This window comes from Salmonella sp. SAL04213, from assembly GCF_046550535.1.
GTDB classification, from domain to species: domain Bacteria; phylum Pseudomonadota; class Gammaproteobacteria; order Enterobacterales; family Enterobacteriaceae; genus Salmonella; species Salmonella enterica.
Map to the genome: position 1 here is coordinate 557,470 of NZ_JBGDXS010000002.1, position 26,757 is coordinate 584,226.

The window sequence follows — 26,757 nt, forward strand, 5'->3', positions numbered from 1 at the left end:
GCAATATCCCTCGAAGTATTACGGGTAATGATCAGCAAAATAGTGTTGAATTACCCGTCCCGCCAGTTTCTTTTTCCAAATAGTTATCTTGAGTCAAAAGATTGATTTATTCACTGGCAACGATTCGTAAATTGACTGGATTTTTGACTAAAGTTTATTTAGGATTTGTCTCATCTGATGATTAATTGTACCGATTGTTTGGTGCTGAAATGATAAGTGATACCGATAGCATGAGGTTAGTAATGCCTTCTGAAAACCAGGAACCGCGCCGCGACCCTGAGCTCAAACGTAAAGCATGGCTGGCGGTTTTTGTGGGTTCTGCGCTGTTCTGGGTAGTGGTAGCGCTTGTTATCTGGCATTGGTGGGGCTAAGTGAGCATTACGTCGGAACGCGAGCGCGTGGTCGCGCCCCCGATTCAATCTTGTGACGATGATAACACCCCGGATACGACCGTTTTTCGGTCTGTTCCGCAACACTGGACGCTCACACCGCAGCAGCGGGCATTTATTGATGCTTTTGCTGATGAGGTGTCACAAAAATAATATCCGTCTTTTTATTGGCGTTACTGTTTTATTAACGCTGTCTTATTACACCGCAGCAACCGTGTGCTGAGCGCCTCTCAGTATTGATTAAACACAGTTGGTGTCGCCTATGTTAACGTCAAATATAAAGTATTGGTCATGGACTGGCGCGTTTATATTATCGCTACTGTTCTGGGCCGAGTTAATCTGGATTGCCGTCTAATCTCGTCAAAGCCCGATAATGCGTTATTTATCGGGCTTTTTCATCTTCGCTCCTCGCCTGTTAGGTTTCTCCTCTTTTAGCAATTTGGGTTGTTATCAAAACGTTACGTTTTGTTTGTGTTATCTTTAATACAACCCTGTGGAGAATCAGGGTAACGCAACCCTGTCATTTAAGGAGGAGCTATGTCGTCAACCCTACGAGAAGCCAGTAAGGATACATTGCAGGCCAAAGATAAAACGTATCATTACTACAGTCTGCCGCTGGCTGCCAAATCCCTGGGCGATATCGCCCGTTTGCCCAAATCACTTAAAGTGTTACTGGAAAACCTGTTGCGCTGGCAGGACGGCGAATCTGTGACTGATGAAGATATTCAGGCGCTGGCCGGTTGGCTTAAAAATGCCCATGCCGATCGTGAAATTGCCTGGCGGCCCGCCCGTGTCCTGATGCAGGACTTTACCGGCGTGCCTGCCGTTGTCGACCTGGCGGCGATGCGTGAAGCCGTTAAACGCCTCGGCGGCGATACGTCGAAAGTAAACCCGTTATCGCCGGTTGATCTGGTTATTGACCACTCTGTGACGGTCGATCATTTCGGCGATGACGATGCGTTTGAAGAAAACGTGCGGCTGGAAATGGAACGTAACCATGAGCGTTATATGTTCCTGAAATGGGGAAAGCAGGCATTCAGTCGTTTCAGCGTGGTGCCGCCCGGAACCGGCATTTGCCATCAGGTTAACCTGGAATACCTGGGTAAAGCCGTCTGGAGCGAATTACAGGACGGGGAGTGGATTGCTTACCCGGACTCGCTGGTGGGGACTGACTCCCATACGACCATGATTAATGGTCTGGGCGTATTGGGGTGGGGTGTGGGTGGTATTGAAGCGGAAGCGGCGATGCTTGGTCAGCCCGTGTCGATGCTTATCCCGGATGTCGTCGGCTTTAAGTTAACCGGTAAGCTTCGGGAGGGGATCACTGCCACTGACCTGGTGCTCACCGTCACGCAAATGCTGCGTAAGCATGGCGTCGTGGGTAAATTTGTTGAATTTTATGGTGATGGTCTGGATTCGCTGCCGTTGGCGGATCGCGCGACCATCGCTAATATGTCGCCGGAATATGGCGCCACCTGTGGTTTTTTCCCCATTGACGCCATCACCCTGGAATATATGCGATTAAGCGGACGTAGCGACGATCTGGTCGAGCTGGTTGAAGCCTACGCGAAGGCGCAGGGAATGTGGCGTAATCCCGGAGACGAACCGGTATTTACCAGTACGCTGGAACTGGATATGGGCGATGTCGAGGCCAGTCTGGCCGGGCCGAAACGCCCGCAGGATCGCGTGGCGTTAGGCGATGTGCCGAAAGCCTTTGCCGCCAGCGCCGAGCTGGAGCTGAATACCGCGCAAAAAGATCGCCAGCCGGTTGACTATACGATGAACGGACAGCCATATCAGCTTCCGGATGGCGCTGTCGTCATTGCCGCCATCACCTCCTGTACGAATACCTCGAATCCCAGCGTGCTGATGGCGGCGGGATTACTGGCGAAAAAAGCAGTAACGCTGGGGTTGAAGCGTAAACCGTGGGTCAAGGCTTCTCTGGCGCCGGGGTCAAAAGTGGTATCTGACTATCTGGCGCAGGCCAAACTTACGCCTTATCTGGATGAGCTCGGTTTTAACCTGGTCGGTTATGGCTGTACGACCTGTATCGGGAACTCCGGTCCGTTGCCTGAGCCTATTGAGACCGCGATTAAAAAAGGCGATCTGACGGTAGGGGCCGTGCTTTCCGGTAACCGAAATTTTGAAGGGCGTATCCATCCGCTGGTGAAAACGAACTGGCTGGCGTCGCCGCCGCTGGTGGTCGCGTATGCGCTGGCCGGAAACATGAATATTAACCTCGCGACAGACCCGCTGGGGTACGATCGTAAAGGCGATCCGGTATACCTGAAGGATATCTGGCCTTCAGCGCAGGAAATTGCCCGCGCCGTTGAACTGGTATCATCGGATATGTTCCGTAAAGAGTATGCGGAAGTGTTTGAGGGCACGGAAGAATGGAAATCGATTCAGGTTGAATCGTCCGATACCTACGGCTGGCAGTCGGATTCAACCTATATTCGCCTGTCGCCTTTCTTTGATGAAATGCAGGCCCAGCCTGCGCCAGTCAAAGATATCCACGGCGCGCGTATCCTGGCGATGCTGGGGGATTCGGTAACGACCGACCATATTTCTCCGGCCGGCAGTATCAAGCCGGACAGTCCCGCCGGACGCTATCTGCAAAACCACGGCGTTGAGCGGAAGGATTTTAACTCCTATGGATCACGGCGCGGCAACCATGAAGTGATGATGCGCGGTACGTTCGCCAATATTCGTATTCGCAACGAAATGCTGCCCGGCGTCGAAGGTGGGATGACGCGGCATTTGCCGGGTACGGAAGCGATGTCGATTTATGATGCCGCGATGCTCTACCAGCAGGAAAAAACGCCGCTGGCGGTAATTGCCGGGAAAGAGTATGGGTCGGGATCGAGCCGTGACTGGGCGGCAAAAGGTCCGCGGCTGTTAGGTATCCGCGTGGTGATCGCCGAGTCGTTCGAACGTATCCACCGCTCAAACCTGATTGGGATGGGGATCCTGCCGCTGGAGTTTCCACAGGGCGTAACGCGTAAAACGCTGGGACTGACCGGGGAAGAGGTGATTGATGTCGCGGATCTGCAAAACCTGCGCCCTGGCGCGACCATTCCGGTGACGTTAACGAGATCGGACGGCAGCAAAGAAACGGTGCCTTGTCGCTGTCGCATTGATACCGCCACCGAGCTGACTTACTACCAGAATGACGGCATATTGCACTATGTCATTAGAAATATGCTGAACTAAAGCCGTTTATCGGGCCTGCCGTAAACAGGCAGGCCCGCGCTTTAATACCGGTGGCTTACTTACTTAGCAGGTGGCCCATTTTGGCCGCTTTAGTATCGAGATAATGCTCATTATTTGGATTACGACCCACAATGAGCGGAACGCGTTCGACGATATTAATTCCCGCCTCGGTCAGTATTTCGACTTTCTTCGGATTATTGGTCAGCAGGCGAACTTCATCCACGCCGAGTAATTTGAACATATCCGCGCACAGGGTGAAATCACGCTCATCGGCGGCAAAGCCGAGCTGATGATTGGCCTCCACCGTGTCATAGCCTTGATCCTGTAACGCATAAGCGCGAATTTTATTAAGCAGGCCGATATTGCGGCCTTCCTGACGGTGGTAAATCAGAATACCGCGTCCTTCTTCCGCAATATGCGTCAGCGCGGCTTCCAGTTGAAAACCACAATCACAGCGCAGACTAAAAAGCGCGTCCCCGGTAAGACATTCGGAATGAACGCGAGCCAGTACTGGCGTTTTACCTGAAATATCGCCAAAAACCAGCGCGGCATGGTCGTGTCCGGTTGCCAGTTCTTCAAATCCCACCATCAGAAAGTCACCCAATGGGGTTGGCAGTTTGGCTTCTGCCACACGTTTAAGCTGCATGTATTTCTCCAGATTATGCTGACGCCTGCGGTGTCGTCGCCTGTTGGCTTGTATCCCGCTATTTTGCCATAAGGCGGCGGTCATCACCTAATCACTACCACGTAATTGCTCAGGAATGGCACAAATTTGTCAATTTTCCAGTCCGGCGAGAATTTTCAGTTATGATTGTGATACTTACTTATAAAAGGAGCATCCATGCTTTCAATTGCGAAGCGCACCGCGGCAGGAGCCGCCCTGTTGCTTATCATGCCGCTTGCCGTATGGGTATCAGGCTGGCAGTGGCAGCCAGGACATCAGGTCTGGTGGCTAAAAACGCTATTCTGGATAACGGAAACCGTGACCAAACCCTGGGGCGTTATCACGCATGTGATTCTTTGTGGATGGTTCTTATGGTGCCTGCGATTTCGCCTGCGCGCCGCCATTATGCTGTTTGCGATTCTCGGCGGGGCGATTATCGTCGGGCAGGGCGTGAAGTCATGGGTAAAGGAGCGCGTACAGGAGCCGCGGCCATTTGTGGTCTGGCTTGAAAAAACGCACCATATTCCCGTCGATGAGTTCTACACTTTAAAGCGTACAGAACGCGGACATTTAGTGAAAGAGCAGTTGGCCGGGCAACAGAACATCCCCGTTTTCCTGCGTCAGCACTGGCAAAAAGAGACGGGCTTTGCGTTTCCCTCCGGACACACCATGTTTGCAGCGAGCTGGGCGCTTTTGGCCGTGGGTCTGTTATGGCCGCGCAGACGGACTTTCACCATCGCGTTTTTGTTAGTCTGGGCGACCGGCGTAATGGGCAGCCGTTTGCTTCTGGGAATGCACTGGCCGCGAGATTTAGTGGTCGCCACGCTCATCTCCTGGCTATTAGTTACCCTGGCGACCTGGCTGGCGCAGCGAATTTGCGGGCCGCTTATGCCGCCTCGTGAAGAAGCGCAAGAAATTGCTGAACGCGAGCAGGAAAGCTGACAACGGTTGATTTTCTGACTATTGCCCTTAAATCATCTGATGGCGGGCGCATTTCCATTTCGCGCGAGGCGGGAAAATGGTAATTTAGAAGGCTGGATGCGGTAAGTTGGACACGATTTATTCGCGCAAACCACATAACGGGAAGTAATGTGAAATATTTACTCATTTTCTTACTGGTATTGGCGATTTTTGTTATTTCGGTGACGCTGGGCGCGCAGAATGATCAACAGGTGACGTTTAACTACCTGCTGGCGCAAGGGGAGTATCGTATCTCCACGTTGCTTGCTGTGCTGTTCGCCGTCGGTTTTGCGATTGGCTGGCTGATTTGCGGCCTGTTCTGGCTGCGGGTCCGCGTTTCCCTTGCCCGTGCTGAACGTAAAATTAAACGACTGGAAAACAAGCTCTCGCCAGCAACCGACGTTGCGGTCCCTGCCGACTCGTCGGTTGTAAAGGAATAATCATTTATGTTGGAGTTGTTATTTCTGCTGTTGCCTGTAGCCGCTGCCTATGGGTGGTATATGGGTCGCAGAAGTGCGCAACAAACAAAACAGGATGAAGCTAACCGCCTGTCGCGCGATTATGTCGCAGGGGTTAACTTCTTGCTGAGTAACCAACAAGATAAAGCGGTGGATCTGTTCCTCGATATGCTTAAAGAGGATACCGGCACCGTTGAGGCTCATCTCACTCTCGGTAATCTGTTTCGCTCACGCGGCGAAGTCGATCGCGCCATCCGTATTCATCAAACGCTCATGGAAAGCGCTTCATTGACCTATGAACAGCGTTTACTGGCTGTTCAGCAACTGGGGCGCGACTATATGGCCGCCGGTTTATATGACCGCGCGGAAGATATGTTTAACCAACTTACCGACGAAACGGAATTTCGCGTAGGCGCGTTACAGCAGCTCTTGCAAATCTATCAGCTAACCAGCGACTGGCAAAAGGCGATCGAAGTAGCAGAACGGCTGGTGAAACTGGGCAAAGATAAACAGCGTATCGAAATCGCCCATTTTTACTGTGAGTTAGCGTTACAGCAGATGGGCAACGACGACATGGATCGCGCGATGGCGTTGCTGAAAAAAGGTGCCGCCGCAGATAAAAATAGCGCCCGGGTGTCTATCATGATGGGGCGCGTTTATATGGCGAGAGGGGATTACGCCAAAGCGGTCGAAAGCTTGCAACGTGTGATCGTTCAGGATAAAGAGCTGGTCAGCGAAACGCTGGAGATGCTGCAAACCTGTTATCAACAGCTCGGTAAAAATGCCGAGTGGGCGGAGTTTTTACGCCGCGCCGTAGAGGAGAATACCGGTGCTGGCGCTGAGTTAATGCTTGCCGATATTCTGGAAGCGCGTGAAGGTAGTGACGCAGCTCAAGTCTATATCACGCGTCAGCTACAGCGACATCCTACCATGCGGGTGTTCCATAAGCTGATGGATTACCATCTCAATGAGGCGGAAGAAGGGCGAGCGAAAGAAAGCCTGATGGTACTGCGTGATATGGTTGGCGAGCAGGTGCGCAGTAAACCGCGGTATCGTTGTCAGAAATGCGGTTTTACCGCCTATACCTTGTACTGGCACTGTCCGTCCTGCCGGGCATGGTCGACCATTAAACCTATTCGCGGACTTGATGGGCAGTAGTATATAAAAAAAGCCTCACTTTAGTTACAACATACTTAATGACATAAGACAAGAAACGACGCTGGCATCAGCGGCCAGGGCTTATCAGGTTGTCAATCGAACCTGTTAATTTCCCTGCGCCGCAGGTAGAATGCACGCCGTTTATCCAATTTGCGCCACTTCCGGTGCCCATCATCAAGAAGGTCTGGTCATGACGTTTACTGCTTCATCTTCTTCCTGCGCTATTACTGAATCGCCTGTCGTTGTGGCGTTGGATTACCATGAACGCGATAAAGCCCTGGCGTTTGTCGATAAAATCGATCCTCGCGATTGTCGCTTAAAAGTGGGCAAAGAGATGTTCACGCTGTTTGGTCCACAGCTCGTTCGGGATCTCCAGCAACGTGGGTTTGATGTCTTTCTTGATCTAAAATTTCATGATATTCCCAACACCACGGCTCGGGCAGTCGCTGCAGCGGCAGACCTGGGCGTCTGGATGGTAAACGTTCACGCGTCTGGCGGGGCGAGAATGATGGCAGCAGCGCGCGACGCGCTGGCGCCATTCGGTAAAGATGCGCCGTTGCTCATTGCCGTGACCGTGTTGACCAGTATGGAAACCAGCGATCTGCGCGATCTGGGCGTGACGTTGTCACCGGCGGAACATGCGGAGCGGCTGGCGCGCCTGACGCAGCAATGCGGGCTGGATGGCGTGGTCTGTTCCGCTCAGGAAGCGGTCAGATTTAAACAGGTCTTTGGCGCTGCATTTAAGCTGGTGACGCCGGGCATTCGGCCCGCAGGCAGCGAGGCAGGCGACCAGCGACGCATTATGACGCCCGAACAGGCATTATCCGCCGGCGTCGACTATATGGTGATTGGCCGCCCGGTTACGCAATCGGTAGATCCGGCGCAAACGCTGAAGGATATTAACGCGTCACTGAAACGGGAGGCATAATGAGCGATTCCAATAGTCGTCTGGTTTATTCAACACAGACGGGGCGCATTGAAGAACCTAAAACGGCGCCGGTTCGTCCCAAAGGGGATGGTATCGTTCGCATTCAGCGTCAAACCAGTGGCCGTAAGGGTAAAGGCGTATGTTTGATTACCGGTATCGAGATGAATGATGCGGAATTAACCAAACTGGCGGCTGAACTGAAGAAAAAATGCGGCTGTGGCGGGGCAGTAAAAGAAGGGATTATTGAAATTCAGGGTGATAAACGCGACTTGATAAAATCATTGCTGGAAGCTAAAGGAATGAAAGTAAAATTAGCTGGCGGCTAATGAAAACGCCACGGTTGTAAATTACCGTGGCGTAAAAGTCAACTTTGTCTATTTTTGTAATCCAGACCTGAAAAGAATAAACGTATTATTTTGAGCCGTTCAATATTTAAACGTCTGGATTATTTTCCAACCTGGTGACCAATCACGCCGCCGACTGCCGCGCCGCCCAGGGTGCCTAATGTACTGCCGTCCGTTAACACTGCGCCGCCTAACGCCCCCGCACCTGCGCCAATAGCCGTGTTGCGATCGCGCTTGGACCAGTTTGAGCAGGCGCTCAGAGACATTGCTACGGTGATTGCCAGCACAGCAGCGGCCATTTTTTTGCTCGTCATAAACATAATACTCTCTCCTGAATTAACGATTCACGGAATTAAGCTCACTATAACTATAGTTAAAATAAAACCTGTTAAGAGATTTTCCGTAAAACCTGATTGCGCAGGGGTATATCACGCAGGTGATAGTCACTTCCTGTTATTTCGCTAATATTAATTTTACGACGTTACGCTCGTTACAACAGGTAAATAGTCTTAATTGGGATGTCAGAAAAGTCTTAGAGAGAGGATGATTTGCCATAGGGCAAACCATCGGGAAATATTTTAAACGGATGAGCCAATAACATTGACTAGCAGCCCTGCATGCTCTAACTGCATTTGATCGCTCGCGGAAATTTTGGAATCCGTAATGACACGATGGAAGCGAGAGAGCGGGCCCAGGGGATAGGGATGCACACAGCCAAATTTGGAGCTGTCGGTGAGGACAATCGCTTCTGAGCCTTTTTCCAGAACAGCGTTAACCACATCCGATCGCATCATATCGCGTCCGGTAAAGCCGGTATCAGCCTGCCAGCCATCAATACCGATAAATGCTTTGCTGAAATGCACTTGATGGATAAACTGTCGCGTCAACGGCCCTACCATGCTTTCACTTTTTTTCTGATAGATTCCACCGAGGAGAATGACTTCGCAAGGGGTTTCTTTGAGCAGATGCGCGATATAACTGCTCACGGTGATGATCGTGACATCTTTTTGTTCCGCCAGCGTCCGGGCCAATAGCGCATTGCTACTGCCATTTTCAATAAAAACGGATTCCCCTGGACTGACCAGCGAGGCGGCGAACTCCGCCAGTCGGCGTTTTAGCGTGTAGTTCGTCATCATGCGAGTCTCTACGTCATCGCTCTCAAGCGAAACGGCGAAACCGTGCGCACGGCGTAAATAGCTCTGTTTTTCCAGGGTATTCAGATCCTGACGAATCGTGACTTCAGATACGCCGGTAATTTTCGCCAGTTCAGCAACGCTCATCTGGCCTTTATCAACCACCATTTGCAAAATTGATTGTTGTCGGGAGTTCATAGTATTAATTTTATACGTTAAGAGGAGTCAACAGACAGTCAGAGAGCCGGGAAGGGCTAACGGCCATCCCGGACAAATAATCGCTATCAGATTTCCCAGGGCGACCCGGGAGCCTGGGATGGCGAGATACCGTCTTTAACCTGATCTAACAGCTCTGCTCTCAATATTTCAAGGTTATTGATGGCCGAGTGGTAATCGCCAGCAACAAGGATATCCAGCACGGTATCAATGCGTGCGGCAATTCGTTGTGCTTCGATATCAGACATGTTTGTCATCCTTAATGTCAGAAAAGGTTTCAATTCATGATGCAGAAATTAATCTGAAAAGAGAAGGGAAAAATAGGGTTACGCCTGTCTGCACAGGCTGTTCTCCCTATTATCGCCGCCATTAACGCATTTTTTTCGTCTGATAACGTTTGTACCAGCGTTCAAAAGAAACGGCGGGCATAGGTTTGGCGAATAAAAAGCCCTGTCGTTCATTGACACCGTTTTTTGTCAGGAAGGCATCTTCTTTAGCATTTTCTACGCCTTCGGCAATCACTTGTAAATTTAGCGCCTGAGCCACCGCGACAATCGCCCGAACCAGAGATTGCGACAGCGGTTGCTTATGGATATCTCTGACGAAAGCCTGATCCAGTTTAACGGCATCAATAGGGAACCGTGCGAGTTGGGAAAGCGAAGAATACCCGGTGCCAAAATCATCCAGATGAATCTGAGCGCCGAGCTGACTAAATTGCTGGATAACCGATAGCGCCAGCGTGTCGTTTTCGATCAGGCAGCTTTCCGTTAGCTCGACATCGATCGGGCAATACTCAAAATTCAGATCGTACAAAGCCTGTTTAAGCGCAGTAAAAAGCGTCTGGTCGGCCAGTTGTCGCGCCGAAAAGTTAACGGCTACGCGCAAGTTAATCCCCTTATCGCGCCATCTCGCAATCTGGCGAACCACATCCAGAATCACCCAGCGGCCCAGCGGGACGATGAGTCCTGACTCTTCGGCGTATGAGATGAACTCCAGCGGCGGAATTAATCCGCGTTCCGGCGATTGCCAGCGTACCAGCGCTTCCAGGCTACGTACTTCACCGCGCCAGGTAATTTTGGGCTGATAGTGAATAAGTAACTGGTCGTTTTCCAGCGCTTTTCGCAGGTTTGTATCCAGCCAGTGATAGTCAAATACGCGCTGATTCATTTCCGGCGAAAAAACGCAGAACTGACCGCGGCCGCCTTCTTTGGCGTTATACATTGCGGTGTCGGCAGTGCGAATGAGACTTTCGCTGTCCTGTCCGTGCCGGGGGGCCAACGAAATGCCAATGGCGCATCCCGTGTAAACTTCAATGAGTCCAATACGAAACGGTTGCCGCAGACGGGTAAGGATTCGTGAGGCTACTGCTTCCAGCGCGGCCTGAGACGTATGGGCAGCGAGGACAATGAATTCATCTCCCCCCAGTCTGGCCAGCAATTGATCTTCCTCCAGACAACTCAACAGCGCCAGCGAAACGGCCTGTAAGAGCTGATCGCCAAACATATGCCCATAGGCGTCATTAATTTTCTTGAAGTTATCCAGATCGAGATAAACGATACCCACTTGCGACTCGCCAGCCGAGGCAATAGCATGATTAATAAATTCATGAATAGCATTGCGATTGGGCAGGCCGGTGACGGTGTCTGTATTCGCCAGTATGCGTAAACGCTCCTGAGCCCGCCTTTCTTCGGTGATATCCGTGCCTGCGCAGATCAGGAAAATTTCGTTTTTTCCGCTACCGTTATGGACGAATTTATTACGAAATAAGAACAGGCGTTGGCCTTTACGGGTCTTTATCCAGCGTTCGATTTCATAGGCATTGCCATTGCGAAAAAAATTCTCAATGTAGTGCCGGGAGGCAACCGCCTCCCGGCGACTCATAAATAATTTAAAGACGCTTTGACCAATTACATCTCGCTCTTTTAAGCCCGTGTACTCTTCGCATAACCGATTAAATCGACAGATTTTTCCCCGACTATCCAGTATCGCAATGACTGAGTTGGCTTCTGATACGATTTGCTCGGCAAAAGAGAGCTCCTGCGCCTGCGTTGGCGCGACGGCAGGCGTATCAGGCCAGGTTGCCAGGCTGCCAGCCCATTCACGGTTATTAATCTTACTGCCTACCAGGTGCACAGCGGTAACCTGTTTTTCTATCAACAACGTTATCAGCAGACTGGACGTAATCGCCGTTATTTCCCGGATACGCCCGGCTTGTTCCGGCGATAGCTCGACCGTTTTTTCTGTATCCGTTTCACCTGTCGGGGAGAGATACAGCACGTTGCGGTCATCAGCCAGACGCCAGTGAGAGTGAAGGGGATTTAGCGCCGTTTGTTCCTGAATTTGTTTCATCATGCGTACCATCCCATTTAAGCGCCAGGTGCCCGAAAAGAAAGGTTAGCCATGTTATAAATAAGGGTAATTATGGCTGAACGTATTGTTTTATCTATGTATTCATATGTAATCCAGATTCTGGAAAAAGCATAGTCGCCAGCTAAAAATAACAAGAAATGGGGCGCTTGAATAAGATTAAACTTAGAGCATGACGGAAGGGAGAAGAAGAAAAGAAACGGCCTTTGCCTTCTCAGCAAAGGCCGTTGAGCGAGCTAAGCGTGGTTACGCTGCCGGTCGGGCAATAATGCTGCGGGTTTCCATGCGAACTTCCGCAATAGTGACATCAATGACATCCGTCACTTTATAAACCGTCTCACCTTTAATCTGTACCGTACCGTTTTCCTGGCTGCATACCAGTTCATCGCGAACGGCGTGCAGGAACGGGGCAGGGATAAAGGCGATAGCGCCGTTATCGACCAGTCGCACACGCATACCACCGCGGCTGACGTCAATAATTTCTGCCGCGAAACGGGTATTTGTCCCCGCCTTATCGTTAAGGAAGCGTGCATATAACCAGTCGCCGACATCGCGCTCCGCCATACGGTTCAGGCGACGGCGTTCCGCCATTTGCTGGGTGATATCTTCCTGCGGACGCGCAATAGCTTCCCCCTTGATGACCGCTTTCAGCAGGCGATGGTTAATCATATCGCCATACTTACGGATGGGAGAGGTCCAGGTGGCGTAAGCCTCAAGACCAAGACCGAAATGCGGTCCCGGCTCGGTGCTGATTTCCGCAAAAGACTGGAAGCGACGAATGCGGCTGTCAAGGAAACCGGAGGGCTGCGCATCCAGTTCGCGACGCAGTTTACAGAAGCCTTCCAGCGTCAGCACCTCTTCGGCATCGACATGCAGACCATGCGTTTTCAGCAGCGCGGCCAGCGCGTCGGCATTTGCGGGATCGAAGCCCGTATGTACGTTGTAAATACCGAAACCGAGCTTATCGCGCAGTACGCGCGCGGCGCAAAGGTTAGCGGCGATCATCGATTCTTCTACGATACGGTTAGCGATACGGCGCGGTTCCGCCACAATATCCAGTACTTCGCCTTTTTCGCCAAGCACAAAGCGGTAATCCGGGCGGTCTTTAAAGACTAACGCATGATGATGACGCCACTCACTGCGGTTTAGACAAATACGGTGCAACAGACGAATCTGCTGGGCAATGCCTTCGTTATCCGGCTGCCAGGTGCCGTTATTTTCCAGCCAGTCGGAGACATTGTCGTACGCCAGCTTGGCCTTCGATTCGATGGTGGCCGCAAAAAAGGCGATATCATCGTCAATGGTGCCGTCCGCGGCGATTATCATGCGACAGGCGAGCGCCGGACGCACTTCGTTGGCGCGCAGTGAGCACAGATCGTCAGACAGCTCACGCGGCAGCATAGGAATATTGAAGCCCGGCAGGTAGTTGGTGAAGGCGCGAATTTTCGCGGCGTTATCCAGCTTACTGCCTTCGGCAATCCAGGCGGTAGGATCGGCGATAGCCACCGTAAGCTGGAGTCTGCCGTCCGCTAATTCCTCAGCATAAAGCGCGTCATCCATATCTTCAGTGCTGGCGCTATCGATAGTGACGAAATTCAGCGCGGTAAGATCCTGGCGCTCCAGCCCTTCGTCCAGCATCTCCGTCGCTACGCCGTTCGGCGCTTCTTTTTCCAGGTTGTGGCGAGCAAGCGTAACCCACCAGGGAACAAAGTGATCGTCGGCAAAGGTGATGTACTGCGTTAAATCGGCGTAAAACGAACGGTCGCCTTTAAGCGGATGGCGGCGCATTTCGGCAACCGCCCAGTCACCTTCTTTGAACTCATGCTGAACGCCGCGCGCGGCGCGGCAGGGAATCGCGTCTTTCAGCAACGGATGATCCGGCACGATGGACAGGCGGTCATTTTTACCCTGAACTTTTCCCACAAAACGCGTCAGGAACGGTTCGATCAGTTCTTCCGGCTCGGCAGACTCACGTTCTTTTTCCGTGTGGATGACCGCGACGATACGATCGCCATGCATCACTTTTTTCATCTGCGGCGGAGGAATGAAATAGCTTTTTTGCGCGTCAACCTCAAGGAAGCCAAAGCCTTTTTCCGTGGCTTTTACGACCCCTTCAGCGCGCGGCGTCTGGGAATGCAGTTGCTGTTTAAGCTGCGCTAGCAGCGGGTTGTCCTGAAACATATTCGTCTATTTTCGTAGCCAAAAGAGCGGCTGACAGTTTTACGCGATTCTGCCTGGCGCAGCAAGCGCTCTTTCAGTAATGGATGAGTTAATAGGTTTCGCCCAACGCGATTTTTAAACGATTTAACCATCCGCACACGCCGCACCAGCCTAACATATTAATGGCCTGCTCCGATGAAACTCCCCTGGTGAGTAGCGGGAAAAAATGCGCGGCGCTAAAGCGATCGGGCGCTCTGGTGAGCCATTGTATCGCCTGTGTCAGCGCAGGCTCAAGCTCCCAACGAGCGATATCGTCGTCTTCCTGGCGTAACGTGATAACAGCGCGGCGCCACGCGCCAGGTTGGGTTGCCTGTTCGTTAAAGCAGGCGGCGCTGCCGTTGATACGTGATGTGAGGAGCGTGATAAGTGGAAGTAAAGAAGGGGGCGACGCGGTGTGTAATGTGCTGGTCAGTATGCGTTCGAGTAACGCGAATGAAGACGGATCGCGGATGAGTACCGGCGCCATCATTTGGCATTGTGAAGACGAATATTGCCGCCGAACTTTGGTATGGGCGGGAGGATATTCTACCAGACTGGCGGCGGGCCGCCATATCGTCTGGGGGTTTTGAAACCGCGCGGCCCTGGCAAAGCGCTGCATCTCCTGGCCGGGCAGTTCGCGCACGGGCAGACGGCAAAACGCCTGAAATATCGCCGCTACCCGCGCCTGAAAACCGATAAACCCAATGATCTGATTGATGAGTACGGTATCCCGGGCGGTTAATCCCACCTCTGCAAGCTGTTCGCGGGCCCGTGTATTGATAACGGAGGGGGAGCCGGCAAGCTGACGAGCGTATTGCGTAATTTGCGCCAGCCGTTGATTGCTCTCTCTTGAGGCGTCAGGGCCAGGTAGCGGCGCCAGACGCGCGGCATAATAGCGGCACAAACGCTGAACCCCAAATACCTGAGCGGCGGTCAGCGCGGTGCTCATACGTTCATAGGTGCTAAACGTATGAAGCCGGTCGTTGAGAACCGTGCGGGGAAATAAGACATCCGCCAACTGGCGAGCGGGCTTTAACCATGACTCAAAAGGCGTCAACGCGGTTTCTGATACCGTTAAATCCAGTAAAAAACGATCGTTAACATACGCGGCTTCCGGCATCAGCGAAAGCGGGGGTTGTGACGACATAGTGGATTGTGTTTCATGATACCAGTGGCTTTTACCCGCTTTTCGGCATTGTTCCATAGGGTTTCCCGAGGATGAAATGGCGATCGATAATGATTCGGCGTCGGATCGTTTATGCTGGATTATCCTGGCGTATGCGGGAAAGGGATGAAAGATTGTTAGGTGATAACAAATATCAGAACGCTATATAACGAGATGAGTGGTGAGTGAGGGGAATGGGGCAGCACAGCCGTGCCGCCCGCTAATAAACTTAATGCGCTTACTTCAGTTCCAGTTCATTCATTGCCGCAATGCTGAACCCGCCGTCAACATGGACGACTTCGCCAGAAATGCCTGCCGAGAGATCGGAACACAGAAACGCCGCTGAGTTACCCACATCTTCAATGGTCACGGTGCGACGAATTGGCGTAACGGCTTCACAATGCGCCAGCATTTTACGGAAGTCTTTAATACCGGACGCCGCCAGCGTGCGGATCGGGCCCGCAGAGATGGCGTTGACGCGAACCCCTTCCGGTCCCATAGCGTTTGCCATATAACGCACGTTGGCTTCCAGAGAGGCTTTCGCCAGACCCATGACATTGTAGTTCGGGATGGCGCGCTCCGCTCCCAGATAAGACAAGGTCAACAGCGCAGAACCCGGATTCAGCATGGTGCGGCAGGCTTTCGCCATGGCAACAAAGCTGTAAGAGCTAATATCGTGAGCGATTTTAAAGCCTTCGCGGGTAACCGCATTAACATAATCGCCGTCCAGCTGATCGCCAGGCGCGAAACCAATCGAGTGTACGAAACCGTCAAATTTCGGCCAAATGTTACCCAGCTCTGCAAACATAGCGTCAATGCTGGCATCTTCAGCGACATCACACGGTAAAACGATGCTGGAACCCAGCTGGGCAGCAAATTCTTCTACGCGGCCTTTCAGTTTGTCGTTCTGGTAGGTGAACGCCAGTTCAGCTCCTTCGCGGTGCATCGCCTGTGCGATACCGTAGGCGATGGACAGTTTACTGGCCACGCCAGTGACCAGAATGCGCTTACCGGAAAGAAAACCCATAGCTTTAATCCTTATAGTCATTGCTTATTTTTTGCTTTTACGAACAATGGTTAACAGCAACTTTTCAACATTATTCGAAATTAGTCTGAAATTATATCCCACTCCTGGCCCCGTGTGTCACGCTATTTTTCCGCCGCTATCTCCGGCAGGTGACGTTCTAAAACCACACGGTAACGAAGTCCCTGAGGATTTTGAGCACTCCCCAGGGCCAAACTGGCAAATCAAAGAGTCTAATGGGACAGGCCCTACGGTGCAGTATACCAGCTGGTGTAAGGTTCGCCTCATCCAACCAGAGACACCGGGACGGATAGCAAGTACGATAGCGATGCGCCTTCCACCAGACAAATAAAGGTTCTGTAGGAAGCCAGAATATTCATCCGAATGGTTTACCTCACCTATTAGCGATGTTATATACCCTTCATACTTCAAGTTGCTTATGTGTTGGCTACGCTCGCTCACCCCAGTCACATAGTTATCTATGCTCCTGGGGACTCACTCCCTTGCCGCCTTTAAGCAACTCGAATTATTTTGGGTATAGACATGTAATTTTAACCAGCAAATGCTTAACAAAAATAATTTCTTTTTTAGGTGCTGAAGGTTTTCTCTATTTATTGATGCAGAGTAATACTGAATATGAAAAATTTTGGAAATCAGGTGATTACAGTAGTTACAAATCAGGTTTTTATATGTTTGCATGTATATTATAATAAATTTTCAGAGGATGAGACATATGCCGTTTACATTTCAGATCGGAAATCATAGTTGCCAGATATCAGAAAGGTATTTAAGAGATATCATCGATAATAAAAGAGAGCATGTTTTTTCAACGTGTGAGAAATTTATAGATTTTTTCAGGAATATATTCACCAGGCGAAGTTTAATCTCTGACTATAGAGAAATATATAATCTACTGTGCCAAAAAAAAGAGCATCCCGATATTAAAGGGCCTTTCTCTCCAGGACCATTTTCGAAGCGAGATGAAGACTGTACACGATGGCGCCCCCTTCTTGGATATATTAAACTTATTGATGCCTCCAGACCTGAAACAAGAGATAAATACACTGTAGAAGTATTAGCGTATCAAGAAAATATGTTACTACTACAGATGTTTTACGATGGAGTATTAGTGACCGAGACGGAGTGTTCTGAACATTGCGTCGATTTTTTAAAAGAAACGATGTTTAATTATAATAACGGGGAAATTACGCTGGCCGCTTTGGATAATGATCATCTGACGCCGAGCGAAGCAGGTAGTAATGGAATCTATGAGGCTTTTGAGCAACGTTTGATATACTTCCTGACCACGCCCGCCACTGCGTCTGGTGATGAGAGCGGCGCTATTGATCAGGCGGATACATCACAACCAGCGGCAATAGAGGCGTTTATTAACTCGCCGGAGTTTCAGAAAAATATTCGCATGCGTGATATTGAAAAAAATAAAATAGGTAGCGGAAGTTATGGGACAGTCTATCGGTTACATGAAGACTTTGTTGTTAAGATTCCAATTAATGAGCGGGGAATAAAAGTGGATGTTAACTCTCCGGAGCATCGTAATTGTCATCCTGAGCGTGTCAGTAAGTATTTGAATATGGCCAATGGCGACAAGAATTTTTCTCGTTCGGCCTCCATGAATATTAATGGTAAAGACGTTACGGTTTTAGTTTCAAAATATATTCAAGGTCAGGAGTTCGATATTGGAGATGAAGATAACTATCGAATGGCGGAGGCGCTTCTTGAATCCCGGGGGGTTTATATGCATGATATAGATAACTTAGGTAATATTCTGGTTAAAGGAGGGGGGCTTTTCTTTGTGGATGGCGATCAAATCGTGCTGTCACAAGAATCCCGGCAACAGCGAAGCGTTTCTCTTGCAACAAGGCAACTGGAAGAGCAAATTAAGACCCATCACCTGATAAAATTAAAGCGGGCCGAGACCGAAGAAAATACTGAAGATATTGAATATTATAAGTCACTTATTGCGGATCTTGATGCGTTAATCGGAGAGGAAGAACAGACACCTGCGCCAGGAAGACGTTTTAAACTAGCCGCGCCTGAGGAAGGGACTCTTGTGGCTAAGGTATTAAAGAATGAATTAAAAAAATAGCATTTAGTTCAGTTCTTTTCTGCGAATCGCCGGGGGCTCATTCGCTACAGATTTGCCGATCAATTATTGAGAGTTGCTATTCGCTTAAAGGTCGTTCGGGGGATCTGGACAGCCTGTAGCGGAGATGCAACTCGCCATTAGGGTTGGCGATGCCGCGCTGCCATAGTGGGTGAAATGCCACGCGATGGTGCAACACCATTAACTCGCCTTGATTTTTCCCCTCTGCCTGACAAGAAAAACATGGCTTTACGGATGGTCTAATGCCGTCATATTAGCGTTGTTCGGCGTAGTATGTAAATTTCCTTATAGCAATAGAAGAACATTCTCAAAACATAAAATTAGCAAGTTATCATGAAGTTAACATATATTGTTTTTTTCGATCATTTTTTATATATTGATCGTTTTTATTGATTGATTTGCGTTAAAAGCGCATTATCAGGGAGTTAAGATCAAGTGGAGTGGTCACATGCGCTATTTTTTTATGGCAGAGCCGATAAGGGCAATGGAGGGGGATTTACTGGGTGTCGAAATCACTACCCATTTTGCATCGTCGCCCGCTCGTCCGCTACACCCTGAGTTTGTTATCTCGTCATGGGACAATTCGCAGAAGCGCCGTTTTCTGCTTGATCTGTTGCGGACAATCGCGGCTAAACATGGCTGGTTTCTACGCCACGGCCTGTTCTGTATCGTAAATATCGATCGGGGTATGGCGCAGCTTGTCCTTCAGGACAAAGATATTCGCGCATTACTACACGCCATGCTATTTGTGGAGCTGCAGGTCGCTGAACATTTTTCATGTCAAGATAACGCCTTAATCGATCCTTTAATACACGCGCTTCATAAGCAACCTAATCTATTATGGCTGGGCGACCTGGGCGTAGGGAACGCAACCGCTGCGCCATTAGTTTGCGGGTGTTTTAGCGGCGTAAAACTTGACCGCAGCTTTTTTGTCTCACAAATTGAAAAAATGACGTTTCCGCTGCTCGTCAAACATATCCGGCATTATTGTGACAAGATTGTGGTGGGTGGCCAGGAAAACGCACGCCATTTGTCGGCGTTAAAAACGGCAGGCATTTGGGCAACCCAGGGCACGTTATTTCCTTCCGTTGCGTTAGAAGAGGTTGAAACATTGCTGTTGGGCAGTCGCATGAACACCCTCAGAGAATCGAACTGAGGGTATTTGTTTCGCTTAGCGATCCTTTCGCCATGCGTCAGCGGTCAGCGCCTCGCCAAAATGGCCTGCGATTAAACGGCGGGTAAGCTCATGTAGCGGAGAGGCGAGCACATCGGCGGTGCTGCCGCGTTCAACCACTTCCCCCTGATGCATCACTAATACCTGATCGCTAATATGTTTCATCATGCCGATATGCTGCGTGACATAGATATAGGAGATGCCTTGTTTTTCCTGCAATTCAAGCATCAGATTGATGAGCTGCGAGCGCATGGACATATCAAGCGAAGCCAGCGCTTCGTCCGCGATAATGACTTTAGGGCGTAAAATCAGCGCGCGGGCCAGGCCCAGACGCTGTTTCTGCCCCGGCGCCAGCATATGCGGGTAGTAGCTCACGTGATCGGGCAATAGCCCCACCATACGCATCGTCTCGACAATCTGTTTGCGCCGCTGTTCCGGCTCCAGATCGGTATTAAGGCGCAGGGGAAAGTCAAGGATCTGCGAAATACGTTGACGTGGATTCAGTGACGTTGAGGGGTCCTGAAAAATCATTCGAATACGTTGGCTTCGAAACGAATAGTCGCCGTAATGCAGGGGATGATCGTCAATGAGAAGCTCGCCGCTGGTGGGTTCAATCATGCCGGCCAGCATCTTTGCCAGCGTGGATTTGCCGGAACCGTTTTCGCCGATAATGGCCAGAGTCTGACGCTCACGAAGCGTAAAGCTTAATGGTTTCACGGCGTCGACGGTCTGGCGGCGAAACCATCCTGTCCGGTAGCGAAAGGTTTTACTCAGGTTGCGCACTTCAAGCAGAGTTTCCACCATATCACTCTCTCTCCATATTCAGCGGAAAATGACAGGCATAGAGATGATTTTTCGCGCCGGTTAAGCGTGGCGTGATAATGCATTCTCGTTGCGCGTAAGGGCAGCGCGGCCCCAGACGACAACCTATCGGTAACTGCTCCAGTAGCGGGATCGCGCCCGGCAGCGTATTGAGACGGCTTTTATGCGGCATCGCGCTGCCAAAATCCGGAATCGCGCGGATAAGCGCCTGCGTATAAGGATGATGTGGCGTCGTCACCAGATCTTTACTTGGCGCGGTTTCTACCGTCTGGCCGCAGTATAAGACGTTGATTTTGTCAGCCCACTGACTCAGCATTTGCAGGTCGTGGCTAATCAACAGAATGGTGGTATTACTGTTTTGATTCAGTCGGGTCAACAGGCGAAAAATTTGCGCCTGCGTCGTCGGTTCCATTGAGTTGGTGGGTTCATCAGCGATCAGGAGTCGCGGTTGATTCGCCAGCGCGATAGCGATCATAACTTTCTGACACTCGCCATCGGTCAGTTCATAGGGAAAACTGCGCATCGCGTCTTTATGATCTTTAATTCCCACCCGGTGCAGTAATTCAATTGCACGCCGTTTACGCCAGCCTAAACGCTGCCACCAGCGGCCTTTATAGGTCCAGGCGGGAATATTTTGCATTAACTGGCGGCCGACGCGTTCGGAAGGATCAAGGCACGACTGCGGCTCCTGGAAGATCATCGACACATTATGCCCGACCAGCTTACGCCGTTCACGAGAGGAGAGGCGCAACAGATCGATATCATCAAAACGCATACGGTCGGCAGTGACTCGCCAGTTGTCTTTCGCGACGCCGCAAATAGCTTTAGCAATCAAGCTCTTTCCGGAACCCGATTCACCTACCAGGCCGCGAATTTCGCCTTCGCTTAATGTCATACTGACGCGATCGACCGCTTTTACCCAACCTTCGCTGGTTTTAAATTCAATGGTGAGATTGCGGATATCCAGTAACGGCATTATTCCACCCCCGCAATAATCGCACGACGAATCCCATCTCCGAGCAGGTTTACCAGTAAAACACTGAGCGTTATCGCCGCGCCGGGTAGCATAACGGTCCACGGCGCGACATAGATTAGCTCCAGCGCATCCCCCAACATGGCGCCCCATTCAGGAGAGGGAAGCTGCGCGCCGAGATCTAAAAATCCCAGCGCGGCGATGTCCAGAATCGCCATCGACAGCGCCCGGGTAATTTCGGTGACCAGACCGGCGGTAATATTCGGTAAAATGGCGAACCACAGAATATTCAGCGTTGTCGCGCCATCCAGACGGGCGGCAATGACGTACTCTTTTTCCAGTTCATCATGCACCATGCTGTAGACGGAACGTACCATTCGCGGCAACAGGGCCAGCCAGACGGCAAACATCGCGTGTGACAGATGTGGGCCGGCAAATGCCACGACGATAATCGCCAGCAAGAGCGAAGGGATGGAAAGCAGCGTGTCCAGAATATGGTTCAGCACGGCAGAGCGTAAACCGTGCGTCGCGCCTGCCACTACGCCGAGGACTAATCCACATAGCGTAGCCGCCAGCGTTACGATAAACGCGCCGCCGACCGTGGGCGCCGCGCCGCTTAACAGGCGGCTCAGCACATCGCGCCCCAGATCGTCAGTCCCCAGAAAAAAGGAGACTTCGCCATAGCGTGACCAGGAGGGCGGCAGTAGCTGATAGCCCAAAAATTGCTGATCGATACCATAGGGCGCGATCCAGCCGCCAAAAATACACAACAACGCCAGACCGGCGCATCCATACAGACCCACCATCGCAGGCGCGTCGCTATAAAATTTGCGCCAGGCAGTACGCAGGGTGCCTGGCGGGCGCTTTTCGCTGTAGACGCTATCGTAAGGCATACCATTCCTTATGTTTCAGAGGGTTAGCCATAGCACCCAAAATATCGGAAATCACATTGACCACAATAACCAGCGAGCCAATGACCATCACGCCAGCGGAAATAGCGGCATAGTCCTGCTGACGAATGGCGTGAATTAACCATCGTCCCAGCCCTGGCCAGCTGAAAACCATTTCGGTAATCATCGCCAGCGTTAACATGGTTGAAAATTGCAGACCAAGACGGGGAATGACCGGCGGCAGCGCATTATGCAACACGTGACGGCGTAAAATCGTAAAGCGCGACAAGCCGCGCGTGGCCGCCGCTTTAACGTAGTTCTGATCGTAGACCTCAATAGTGCTGATTCGCATCAGGCGGATCACTTCTGTGGTCGGCGCGACGGAAAGCGTGAGCACCGGTAAAACCATATGCCGTATGGCGCTCATCACCATTTCATCACGCCACGGCGAATCTGAAATCCAGGCGTCAATGATGGCGAAACCGGTAACCGGTTTAACTTCATAAAGCAGGTCAAATCGCCCGGATACCGGCAGCCACCCTAGCGTGAGCGAAAAGAACAGTGTGAGCAGAAGCGCCAGCCAGAAAACCGGAATTGAGAAACCTAATAGCGCCAGCGCGCTGATAAAACGATCCGGCCATTTGCTACGCGTCACGCCAGCCAGCATCCCGACCGGGATGCCGACCATCAGCGCAAAACCAAAGGCGAGAATGCACAGCTCCATCGTGGCGGGAAACACCTCTTTAAGCTGTTCGGAGATCAGCTGGCCGTTAATGCTGGACACGCCAAAGTCCCAGTGCAGCAGACCGTTGAACCAGAAAACCCAGGCATTCCATAATGATGCGCCTTGTAGCGGCGCGTGCGGCGTAAAATAGCTCAGGCTAAAGCCGATAAAGGTCAGGAAGAATAGCGTCACCAGCAACAGCAATAACCGACGCAGGGTGAAGATAATCATGGTTTTTTCACCTCTTCGTGTTTTTCGCGGGAGACGCCGGCAAAAGACGCATTGCCGAACGGGCTTAACACCAGCCCTTTAATATCGTAGCGGTAAGCCTGCAGGCGTAGTGATGATGCCAGCGGCAGTATCGGCAGCTCTTTCTCCAGGATATTCTGCGCTTCCTCATATGCTTCTATGCGCGAAGCCAACTGCTGCGACGACAGTGCTTTACGCAGCACGCTGTCAAATTCAGGGTTACACCAGTGGGCGAAATTGGTTTGCGAATTGATGGCCGCACAGCTTAACAGTGGTCTGAAAAAGCTATCCGGATCGTTGCTGTCCGTGGCCCAGCCGGATAAGGTCAGATCGTGATTCATATCCATCAGGCGCGCCTCCTGAAAACGACCTTCAACCGGCACAATGACCACTTTTACGCCAACCTGCGCCATATCCGCCTGAATAAGCTCCGCCGTTTTTAGCGGACTTGGGTTCCAGGCCTGAGAACTGGTCGGCACCCAGAGATGCAGCGTAAGATTCTCAATGCCCAGCGCTTTTAGCTGTTCGCGCGATTTTTGCGGATTGTACTCCGTAATTTTGGCATCGTTATCGTAAGCCCATGAGGCTCTCGGTAAAATAGAGGCTGCGGTTTCCGCCGTGCCGTAATAAATCGACTGCATCAGGCGCTGGTTGTTGATCGATAAGGCCAGCGCATGGCGCACTGCGGGATTATTCAACGGCGGTTTATCGGTGTTAAAGGCCAGATAGGCGATATTCATCCCCGGGCGCAACGTCAGACGCAAACGCGGATCGTCGCGTAAAATAGTTAGCTGGCTGGCGGCGGGCCAGGCCAGAACATCGCATTCACCGGTCAGTAATTTCGATAAACGCCCGGTACCGCCGGAGCCTAAATCCACCACCACTTGCGGCATCAGCGGTTTGCCGCGCCAAAACCCATCGTGGCGCTGGAGACGAATAAACTGCCCGGCACGGTACTCCGAAAGCTGGAAAGGCCCGGTGCCGACCGGTTGGCGGTCTAGCAGTTCCTGACGATCTTTTCGGCTAAGCTGCGCGGCGTACTCAGCGGACATGACGGAAGCGTAGTGTGTAGCCAGATGCCATAAAAAGGAGGCGTCTGGCTGCGTCAGGCGAAACTCAACGGTGTTATTGTCCAGCTTACGCACACTTTTTACATTGTCGGCGAACTGTAGGCTATCAAAGTAGGGGAAGCTACTGCCGTTGATGTTATGCCACGGATGCCGACGATCGAAAATCCGCTGAAAGGTAAAGACGACATCATCAGCATTGAGTTTTCGGGTCGGCGTAAACCAGGCTGTTTTTTGAAAGGAAACGTCGCGGCGCAGGTGAAAACGGTACGTTGCCCCGTTATCCAGCACTTCCCAGCTTTCTGCCAGCTCTGGGACTAAACGATAAGTATAGGGATCGACATCCAACAGGCGGTCATATAACTGGGCTGCCAGGGTATCGACGATGAGGCCGCTGCTCGCTTTTTGCGGATTAAAGGTGTTGACCTGCCCGCTGACACAATACACAAAGCCGCTATCGCGAATATCTGCACTCGCAGTTTGTTCGGGCGCAGTCGCAGCCGTAGCCTGACTACTCAGTAGACCCGCTATCACGATCAGAGACGATAAAACCAGGCGCATAATAGTTAAGTTTTTGAAGTTCAATTTGCAAAGTGTATCGCACTTCGGCCCGCCACGTAAAAATGTCGGTGGATAACTGGCGTAAATGTCGTCAATTAGCCGGAGAAATAGCTAAAGCTGATGCTTTTTAAGCAAGGCGCGAAACTGATGGTAGGTGAGCGCCAGCAAATCGGCGGCTCGTTTCTGGTTAAATTTCGCCTGCTGTAAGCTACGTTGCAGCAGCGCTTTTTCCTGTTGCAGTTGAAACTCACGTAATTTGAGCGGCAGGTCAGGCGTGACGGATGCCGCTAGCAGGGCGGGCACGGGCGGTTCGGCGGGATGGCGTTGAAAAGGATCGATAACAATTTCATCCAAAGGATGTTCACTGCTGCCGTGGCGATACACTGAACGTTCGACTACGTTTTTCAGCTCGCGGACATTACCCGGCCAGGCGTAATGCAACAACGTTTCTTTTGCCCGATCGGTAAAACCGGGAAATAAGGGCAGACGTAGCTCACGACACATCTGAATAGCAAAATGCTCGGCCATCAGCATGATATCGCTCTGGCGTTCGCGCAGCGGCGGCAGTTGTACAACATCAAAAGCCAGCCTGTCGAGCAGATCGGCACGAAATGTCCCTTCCTTCACCATGGCGGGTAAATCGGCATTAGTGGCGCATACTAATCGCACATTAACCTGTAACGGCTGGCTGCCGCCGACGCGCTCTAGCTCGCCATATTCAATCACCCGCAGCAGCTTTTCCTGTACCAGCATCGGCGCTGTCGCCAGTTCATCCAAAAACAGCGTGCCGCCATCGGCGCGTTCAAAGCGACCGGGATGGCGTTTTTGCGCCCCGGTAAAAGCACCCGCTTCATGACCAAACAGTTCGGAGTCCAGCAGGTTTTCGTTAAGCGCCGCGCAGTTAAGCGAGATAAGCGGCCCCTGCCAGCGTGAAGAGAGATAGTGCAGGCGATTGGCGATAAGTTCTTTACCCGTACCGCGTTCGCCAATAATCAGCACTGGCTTATCCAGCGGCGCGAGCCGGGAGACTTGTTCCAGTACTTCAAGAAAACGGTTTGCCTCGCCGAGCAGGTTATCTTTAAATTCAGCCATGATGAAAATCGCCACTTGTTAGTGTTTTTCACCACTTTATCCTTTTTTGCTGGCGAGGTAAAACGAAACAATTTCTTTATTATCAGTGATATGAAAAGTTGGCACGCAAATTGTATTAATCATGTAGCAGGGCATCGCCCGTTATCAGAACATTATGTGAGGATTGAATTATGGGTATTTTTTCTCGTTTTGCCGACATCGTGAACGCCAATATCAATGCGTTGTTGGAAAAAGCGGAAGATCCGCAGAAGCTGGTGCGCCTGATGATTCAGGAGATGGAAGATACGCTGGTGGAGGTTCGCTCGAACTCCGCGCGTGCTTTAGCGGAAAAGAAACAGTTATCCCGTCGTATTGAACAGGCCACGACTCAGCAGACCGAGTGGCAGGAAAAAGCGGAACTGGCTCTGCGCAAAGATAAAGACGATCTGGCGCGCGCTGCATTGATTGAAAAACAAAAGCTGACCGATTTAATTGCTACGCTTGAACAGGAAGTCACGCTGGTGGATGACACGCTGGCGCGCATGAAGAAAGAGATTGGCGAGCTGGAAAACAAACTCAGCGAAACACGCGCTCGCCAGCAGGCGCTGATGCTGCGTCATCAGGCGGCGAGTTCTTCCCGCGATGTCCGTCGTCAGCTTGACAGCGGCAAACTGGATGAAGCCATGGCACGGTTTGAATCCTTTGAACGTCGTATCGATCAAATGGAAGCGGAAGCGGAAAGCCATCGTTTTGGTAAGCAGCAATCGCTGGACCAACAGTTTGCCAACCTGAAAGCCGATGATGAAATCAGCGAGCAGCTGGCGCAGTTGAAAGCCAAAATGAAGCAAGATAATCAATAATGACAATGGCGGCGCCGGTACGC

At 51.3% G+C, this 26,757-nt stretch carries 26 protein-coding genes and 1 pseudogene; 11 read left to right on the top strand and 16 right to left on the bottom strand.

The genetic code is table 11. From position 1 onward, the window contains the following. The first annotated feature begins 230 nt into the window (after positions 1-230). The 3 genes from ACLJPQ_RS07605 to acnA all read left to right on the top strand — a co-directional run bounded on the left by ACLJPQ_RS07605 (position 231) and on the right by acnA (position 3,602). The gene (locus ACLJPQ_RS07605; protein WP_213083417.1) at positions 231-371 is read left to right on the top strand and encodes a YmiA family putative membrane protein; all 141 of its coding nucleotides are present in this window, start codon (positions 231-233) and stop codon (positions 369-371) included. 280 nt (positions 372-651) lie between these two features. Further along, positions 652-744: a small membrane protein YmiC gene (gene ymiC / locus ACLJPQ_RS07610; RefSeq protein ID WP_223148964.1), complete on the top strand. Its 93-nt coding sequence runs from the start codon at positions 652-654 to the stop codon at positions 742-744. A gap of 182 nt (positions 745-926) precedes the next feature. Beyond that, positions 927-3,602 (top strand): aconitate hydratase AcnA, encoded by a 2,676-nt coding sequence (gene acnA / locus ACLJPQ_RS07615; RefSeq protein WP_080184741.1) that lies wholly within the window; start codon positions 927-929, stop codon positions 3,600-3,602. Between the two features lie 55 nt (positions 3,603-3,657). Here acnA and ribA read toward each other — a convergent pair whose 3' ends face one another. Further along, positions 3,658-4,248, bottom strand: a complete 591-nt coding sequence (ribA, locus tag ACLJPQ_RS07620) for a GTP cyclohydrolase II (RefSeq protein WP_001176284.1) — start codon at positions 4,246-4,248, stop codon at positions 3,658-3,660. Between the two features lie 195 nt (positions 4,249-4,443). Here ribA and pgpB point away from each other — a divergent pair, with 195 nt between their 5' ends. The 5 genes from pgpB to yciH all read left to right on the top strand — a co-directional run bounded on the left by pgpB (position 4,444) and on the right by yciH (position 8,096). After that, positions 4,444-5,208 carry a phosphatidylglycerophosphatase B gene (gene pgpB, locus ACLJPQ_RS07625; RefSeq protein WP_000948636.1) on the top strand — a complete coding sequence of 255 codons (765 nt, stop codon included), beginning with the start codon at positions 4,444-4,446 and terminating at the stop codon, positions 5,206-5,208. Positions 5,209-5,357: 149 nt separating this feature from the next. Continuing rightward, positions 5,358-5,666, top strand: a complete 309-nt coding sequence (locus ACLJPQ_RS07630; RefSeq protein WP_000876301.1) for a LapA family protein — start codon at positions 5,358-5,360, stop codon at positions 5,664-5,666. A gap of 6 nt (positions 5,667-5,672) precedes the next feature. Then, positions 5,673-6,842 (top strand): lipopolysaccharide assembly protein LapB, encoded by a 1,170-nt coding sequence (gene lapB / locus ACLJPQ_RS07635; RefSeq protein WP_000891378.1) that lies wholly within the window; start codon positions 5,673-5,675, stop codon positions 6,840-6,842. A 190-nt stretch (positions 6,843-7,032) separates the two neighbouring features. Further along, a complete protein-coding gene (gene pyrF / locus ACLJPQ_RS07640) occupies positions 7,033-7,770 on the top strand; it encodes an orotidine-5'-phosphate decarboxylase (protein ID WP_001529407.1) in 738 nt (245 codons plus the stop codon). After that, positions 7,770-8,096 carry a stress response translation initiation inhibitor YciH gene (gene yciH / locus ACLJPQ_RS07645; protein ID WP_001285199.1) on the top strand — a complete coding sequence of 109 codons (327 nt, stop codon included), beginning with the start codon at positions 7,770-7,772 and terminating at the stop codon, positions 8,094-8,096. The genes pyrF and yciH overlap by 1 nt, the downstream gene beginning before the upstream one ends. 119 nt (positions 8,097-8,215) lie before the next feature. On the opposite strand, the gene osmB is transcribed toward yciH, so the two are convergent. The 9 genes and pseudogenes from osmB to ACLJPQ_RS07690 form a co-directional block, all read right to left on the bottom strand. Beyond that, complete coding sequence (gene osmB / locus ACLJPQ_RS07650) at positions 8,216-8,434, bottom strand: osmotically-inducible lipoprotein OsmB (RefSeq protein ID WP_000481166.1); 219 nt, start codon at positions 8,432-8,434, stop codon at positions 8,216-8,218. 258 nt (positions 8,435-8,692) lie between these two features. After that, on the bottom strand, positions 8,693-9,445 hold the full coding sequence (locus ACLJPQ_RS07655) for a DNA-binding transcriptional regulator YciT (protein WP_001088593.1): 753 nt from the start codon (positions 9,443-9,445) through the stop codon (positions 8,693-8,695). An 86-nt stretch (positions 9,446-9,531) separates the two neighbouring features. Further along, positions 9,532-9,711: a hypothetical protein gene (locus ACLJPQ_RS07660; RefSeq protein WP_001279854.1), complete on the bottom strand. Its 180-nt coding sequence runs from the start codon at positions 9,709-9,711 to the stop codon at positions 9,532-9,534. Between the two features lie 121 nt (positions 9,712-9,832). Further along, positions 9,833-11,815 carry a cyclic di-GMP phosphodiesterase gene (gene pdeR, locus ACLJPQ_RS07665; RefSeq protein ID WP_080184748.1) on the bottom strand — a complete coding sequence of 661 codons (1,983 nt, stop codon included), beginning with the start codon at positions 11,813-11,815 and terminating at the stop codon, positions 9,833-9,835. Positions 11,816-12,076: 261 nt separating this feature from the next. Next, complete coding sequence (locus ACLJPQ_RS07670; protein ID WP_000485040.1) at positions 12,077-14,011, bottom strand: exoribonuclease II; 1,935 nt, start codon at positions 14,009-14,011, stop codon at positions 12,077-12,079. 244 nt (positions 14,012-14,255) lie between these two features. Then, positions 14,256-15,233 (bottom strand): annotated as a pseudogene (locus ACLJPQ_RS07675) (CMD domain-containing protein); the annotation flags it as partial. 199 nt (positions 15,234-15,432) lie between these two features. Continuing rightward, positions 15,433-16,221, bottom strand: coding sequence for an enoyl-ACP reductase FabI (gene fabI / locus ACLJPQ_RS07680; RefSeq protein WP_000506497.1), 789 nt, complete (start codon positions 16,219-16,221; stop codon positions 15,433-15,435). A gap of 117 nt (positions 16,222-16,338) precedes the next feature. Further along, positions 16,339-16,632 carry a hypothetical protein gene (locus ACLJPQ_RS07685; RefSeq protein WP_033903593.1) on the bottom strand — a complete coding sequence of 98 codons (294 nt, stop codon included), beginning with the start codon at positions 16,630-16,632 and terminating at the stop codon, positions 16,339-16,341. 81 nt (positions 16,633-16,713) lie between these two features. After that, the gene (locus ACLJPQ_RS07690; protein ID WP_052938175.1) at positions 16,714-16,917 is read right to left on the bottom strand and encodes a hypothetical protein; all 204 of its coding nucleotides are present in this window, start codon (positions 16,915-16,917) and stop codon (positions 16,714-16,716) included. A gap of 34 nt (positions 16,918-16,951) precedes the next feature. Between ACLJPQ_RS07690 and steC the strand changes: the two genes are divergently transcribed. Further along, entirely contained in the window at positions 16,952-18,325 is a 1,374-nt protein-coding gene (steC, locus tag ACLJPQ_RS07695; RefSeq protein WP_193627509.1) for an SPI-2 type III secretion system effector kinase SteC, read from the top strand. Positions 18,326-18,791: 466 nt separating this feature from the next. Further along, positions 18,792-19,499 carry an EAL domain-containing protein gene (locus ACLJPQ_RS07700; RefSeq protein ID WP_080184739.1) on the top strand — a complete coding sequence of 236 codons (708 nt, stop codon included), beginning with the start codon at positions 18,792-18,794 and terminating at the stop codon, positions 19,497-19,499. Positions 19,500-19,514: 15 nt separating this feature from the next. Here ACLJPQ_RS07700 and sapF read toward each other — a convergent pair whose 3' ends face one another. From sapF to pspF, 6 genes are all read right to left on the bottom strand, one after another. Then, positions 19,515-20,321 (bottom strand): peptide ABC transporter ATP-binding protein SapF, encoded by an 807-nt coding sequence (gene sapF / locus ACLJPQ_RS07705; protein ID WP_000230462.1) that lies wholly within the window; start codon positions 20,319-20,321, stop codon positions 19,515-19,517. Between the two features lies 1 nt (position 20,322). Continuing rightward, positions 20,323-21,315, bottom strand: a complete 993-nt coding sequence (gene sapD / locus ACLJPQ_RS07710; protein WP_001128869.1) for a peptide ABC transporter ATP-binding protein SapD — start codon at positions 21,313-21,315, stop codon at positions 20,323-20,325. Further along, positions 21,315-22,205, bottom strand: a complete 891-nt coding sequence (sapC, locus tag ACLJPQ_RS07715) for a peptide ABC transporter permease SapC (RefSeq protein WP_001146150.1) — start codon at positions 22,203-22,205, stop codon at positions 21,315-21,317. The genes sapD and sapC overlap by 1 nt, the downstream gene beginning before the upstream one ends. Further along, a complete protein-coding gene (gene sapB, locus ACLJPQ_RS07720; protein WP_000583298.1) occupies positions 22,192-23,157 on the bottom strand; it encodes a peptide ABC transporter permease SapB in 966 nt (321 codons plus the stop codon). Before sapB ends, sapC begins: the two co-directional genes overlap by 14 nt. Then, entirely contained in the window at positions 23,154-24,803 is a 1,650-nt protein-coding gene (gene sapA / locus ACLJPQ_RS07725; protein WP_001241629.1) for a peptide ABC transporter substrate-binding protein SapA, read from the bottom strand. The genes sapB and sapA overlap by 4 nt, the downstream gene beginning before the upstream one ends. Before the next feature lie 111 nt (positions 24,804-24,914). After that, positions 24,915-25,895, bottom strand: a complete 981-nt coding sequence (pspF, locus tag ACLJPQ_RS07730; RefSeq protein WP_080184747.1) for a phage shock protein operon transcriptional activator — start codon at positions 25,893-25,895, stop codon at positions 24,915-24,917. Between the two features lie 170 nt (positions 25,896-26,065). On the opposite strand from pspF, the gene pspA reads away from it, so the two are divergent. Further along, positions 26,066-26,734, top strand: a complete 669-nt coding sequence (gene pspA, locus ACLJPQ_RS07735) for a phage shock protein PspA (protein WP_000511006.1) — start codon at positions 26,066-26,068, stop codon at positions 26,732-26,734. Positions 26,735-26,757 lie beyond the last annotated feature (23 nt).

Excerpts from the sequence above, each read along its gene's own strand:
- pdeR (WP_080184748.1), bottom strand. The coding sequence starts at position 11,815 with ATGATGAAACAAATTCAGGAACAAACGGCGCTAAATCCCCTTCACTCT.
- osmB (WP_000481166.1), bottom strand. The coding sequence starts at position 8,434 with ATGTTTATGACGAGCAAAAAAATGGCCGCTGCTGTGCTGGCAATCACC.
- ACLJPQ_RS07660 (WP_001279854.1), bottom strand. The coding sequence starts at position 9,711 with ATGTCTGATATCGAAGCACAACGAATTGCCGCACGCATTGATACCGTG.
- sapD (WP_001128869.1), bottom strand. The coding sequence starts at position 21,315 with ATGCCGTTACTGGATATCCGCAATCTCACCATTGAATTTAAAACCAGC.
- pspF (WP_080184747.1), bottom strand. The coding sequence starts at position 25,895 with ATGGCTGAATTTAAAGATAACCTGCTCGGCGAGGCAAACCGTTTTCTT.
- yciH (WP_001285199.1), top strand. The coding sequence starts at position 7,770 with ATGAGCGATTCCAATAGTCGTCTGGTTTATTCAACACAGACGGGGCGC.
- ACLJPQ_RS07670 (WP_000485040.1), bottom strand. The coding sequence starts at position 14,011 with ATGTTTCAGGACAACCCGCTGCTAGCGCAGCTTAAACAGCAACTGCAT.
- ACLJPQ_RS07655 (WP_001088593.1), bottom strand. The coding sequence starts at position 9,445 with ATGAACTCCCGACAACAATCAATTTTGCAAATGGTGGTTGATAAAGGC.
- sapA (WP_001241629.1), bottom strand. The coding sequence starts at position 24,803 with ATGCGCCTGGTTTTATCGTCTCTGATCGTGATAGCGGGTCTACTGAGT.
- ACLJPQ_RS07690 (WP_052938175.1), bottom strand. The coding sequence starts at position 16,917 with ATGCAAACATATAAAAACCTGATTTGTAACTACTGTAATCACCTGATT.
- fabI (WP_000506497.1), bottom strand. The coding sequence starts at position 16,221 with ATGGGTTTTCTTTCCGGTAAGCGCATTCTGGTCACTGGCGTGGCCAGT.
- pspA (WP_000511006.1), top strand. The coding sequence starts at position 26,066 with ATGGGTATTTTTTCTCGTTTTGCCGACATCGTGAACGCCAATATCAAT.
- ACLJPQ_RS07700 (WP_080184739.1), top strand. The coding sequence starts at position 18,792 with ATGCGCTATTTTTTTATGGCAGAGCCGATAAGGGCAATGGAGGGGGAT.
- acnA (WP_080184741.1), top strand. The coding sequence starts at position 927 with ATGTCGTCAACCCTACGAGAAGCCAGTAAGGATACATTGCAGGCCAAA.
- sapF (WP_000230462.1), bottom strand. The coding sequence starts at position 20,321 with ATGGTGGAAACTCTGCTTGAAGTGCGCAACCTGAGTAAAACCTTTCGC.
- sapC (WP_001146150.1), bottom strand. The coding sequence starts at position 22,205 with ATGCCTTACGATAGCGTCTACAGCGAAAAGCGCCCGCCAGGCACCCTG.
- steC (WP_193627509.1), top strand. The coding sequence starts at position 16,952 with ATGCCGTTTACATTTCAGATCGGAAATCATAGTTGCCAGATATCAGAA.
- pgpB (WP_000948636.1), top strand. The coding sequence starts at position 4,444 with ATGCTTTCAATTGCGAAGCGCACCGCGGCAGGAGCCGCCCTGTTGCTT.
- pyrF (WP_001529407.1), top strand. The coding sequence starts at position 7,033 with ATGACGTTTACTGCTTCATCTTCTTCCTGCGCTATTACTGAATCGCCT.
- ribA (WP_001176284.1), bottom strand. The coding sequence starts at position 4,248 with ATGCAGCTTAAACGTGTGGCAGAAGCCAAACTGCCAACCCCATTGGGT.
- ACLJPQ_RS07605 (WP_213083417.1), top strand. The coding sequence starts at position 231 with ATGAGGTTAGTAATGCCTTCTGAAAACCAGGAACCGCGCCGCGACCCT.
- sapB (WP_000583298.1), bottom strand. The coding sequence starts at position 23,157 with ATGATTATCTTCACCCTGCGTCGGTTATTGCTGTTGCTGGTGACGCTA.
- ymiC (WP_223148964.1), top strand. The coding sequence starts at position 652 with ATGTTAACGTCAAATATAAAGTATTGGTCATGGACTGGCGCGTTTATA.
- lapB (WP_000891378.1), top strand. The coding sequence starts at position 5,673 with ATGTTGGAGTTGTTATTTCTGCTGTTGCCTGTAGCCGCTGCCTATGGG.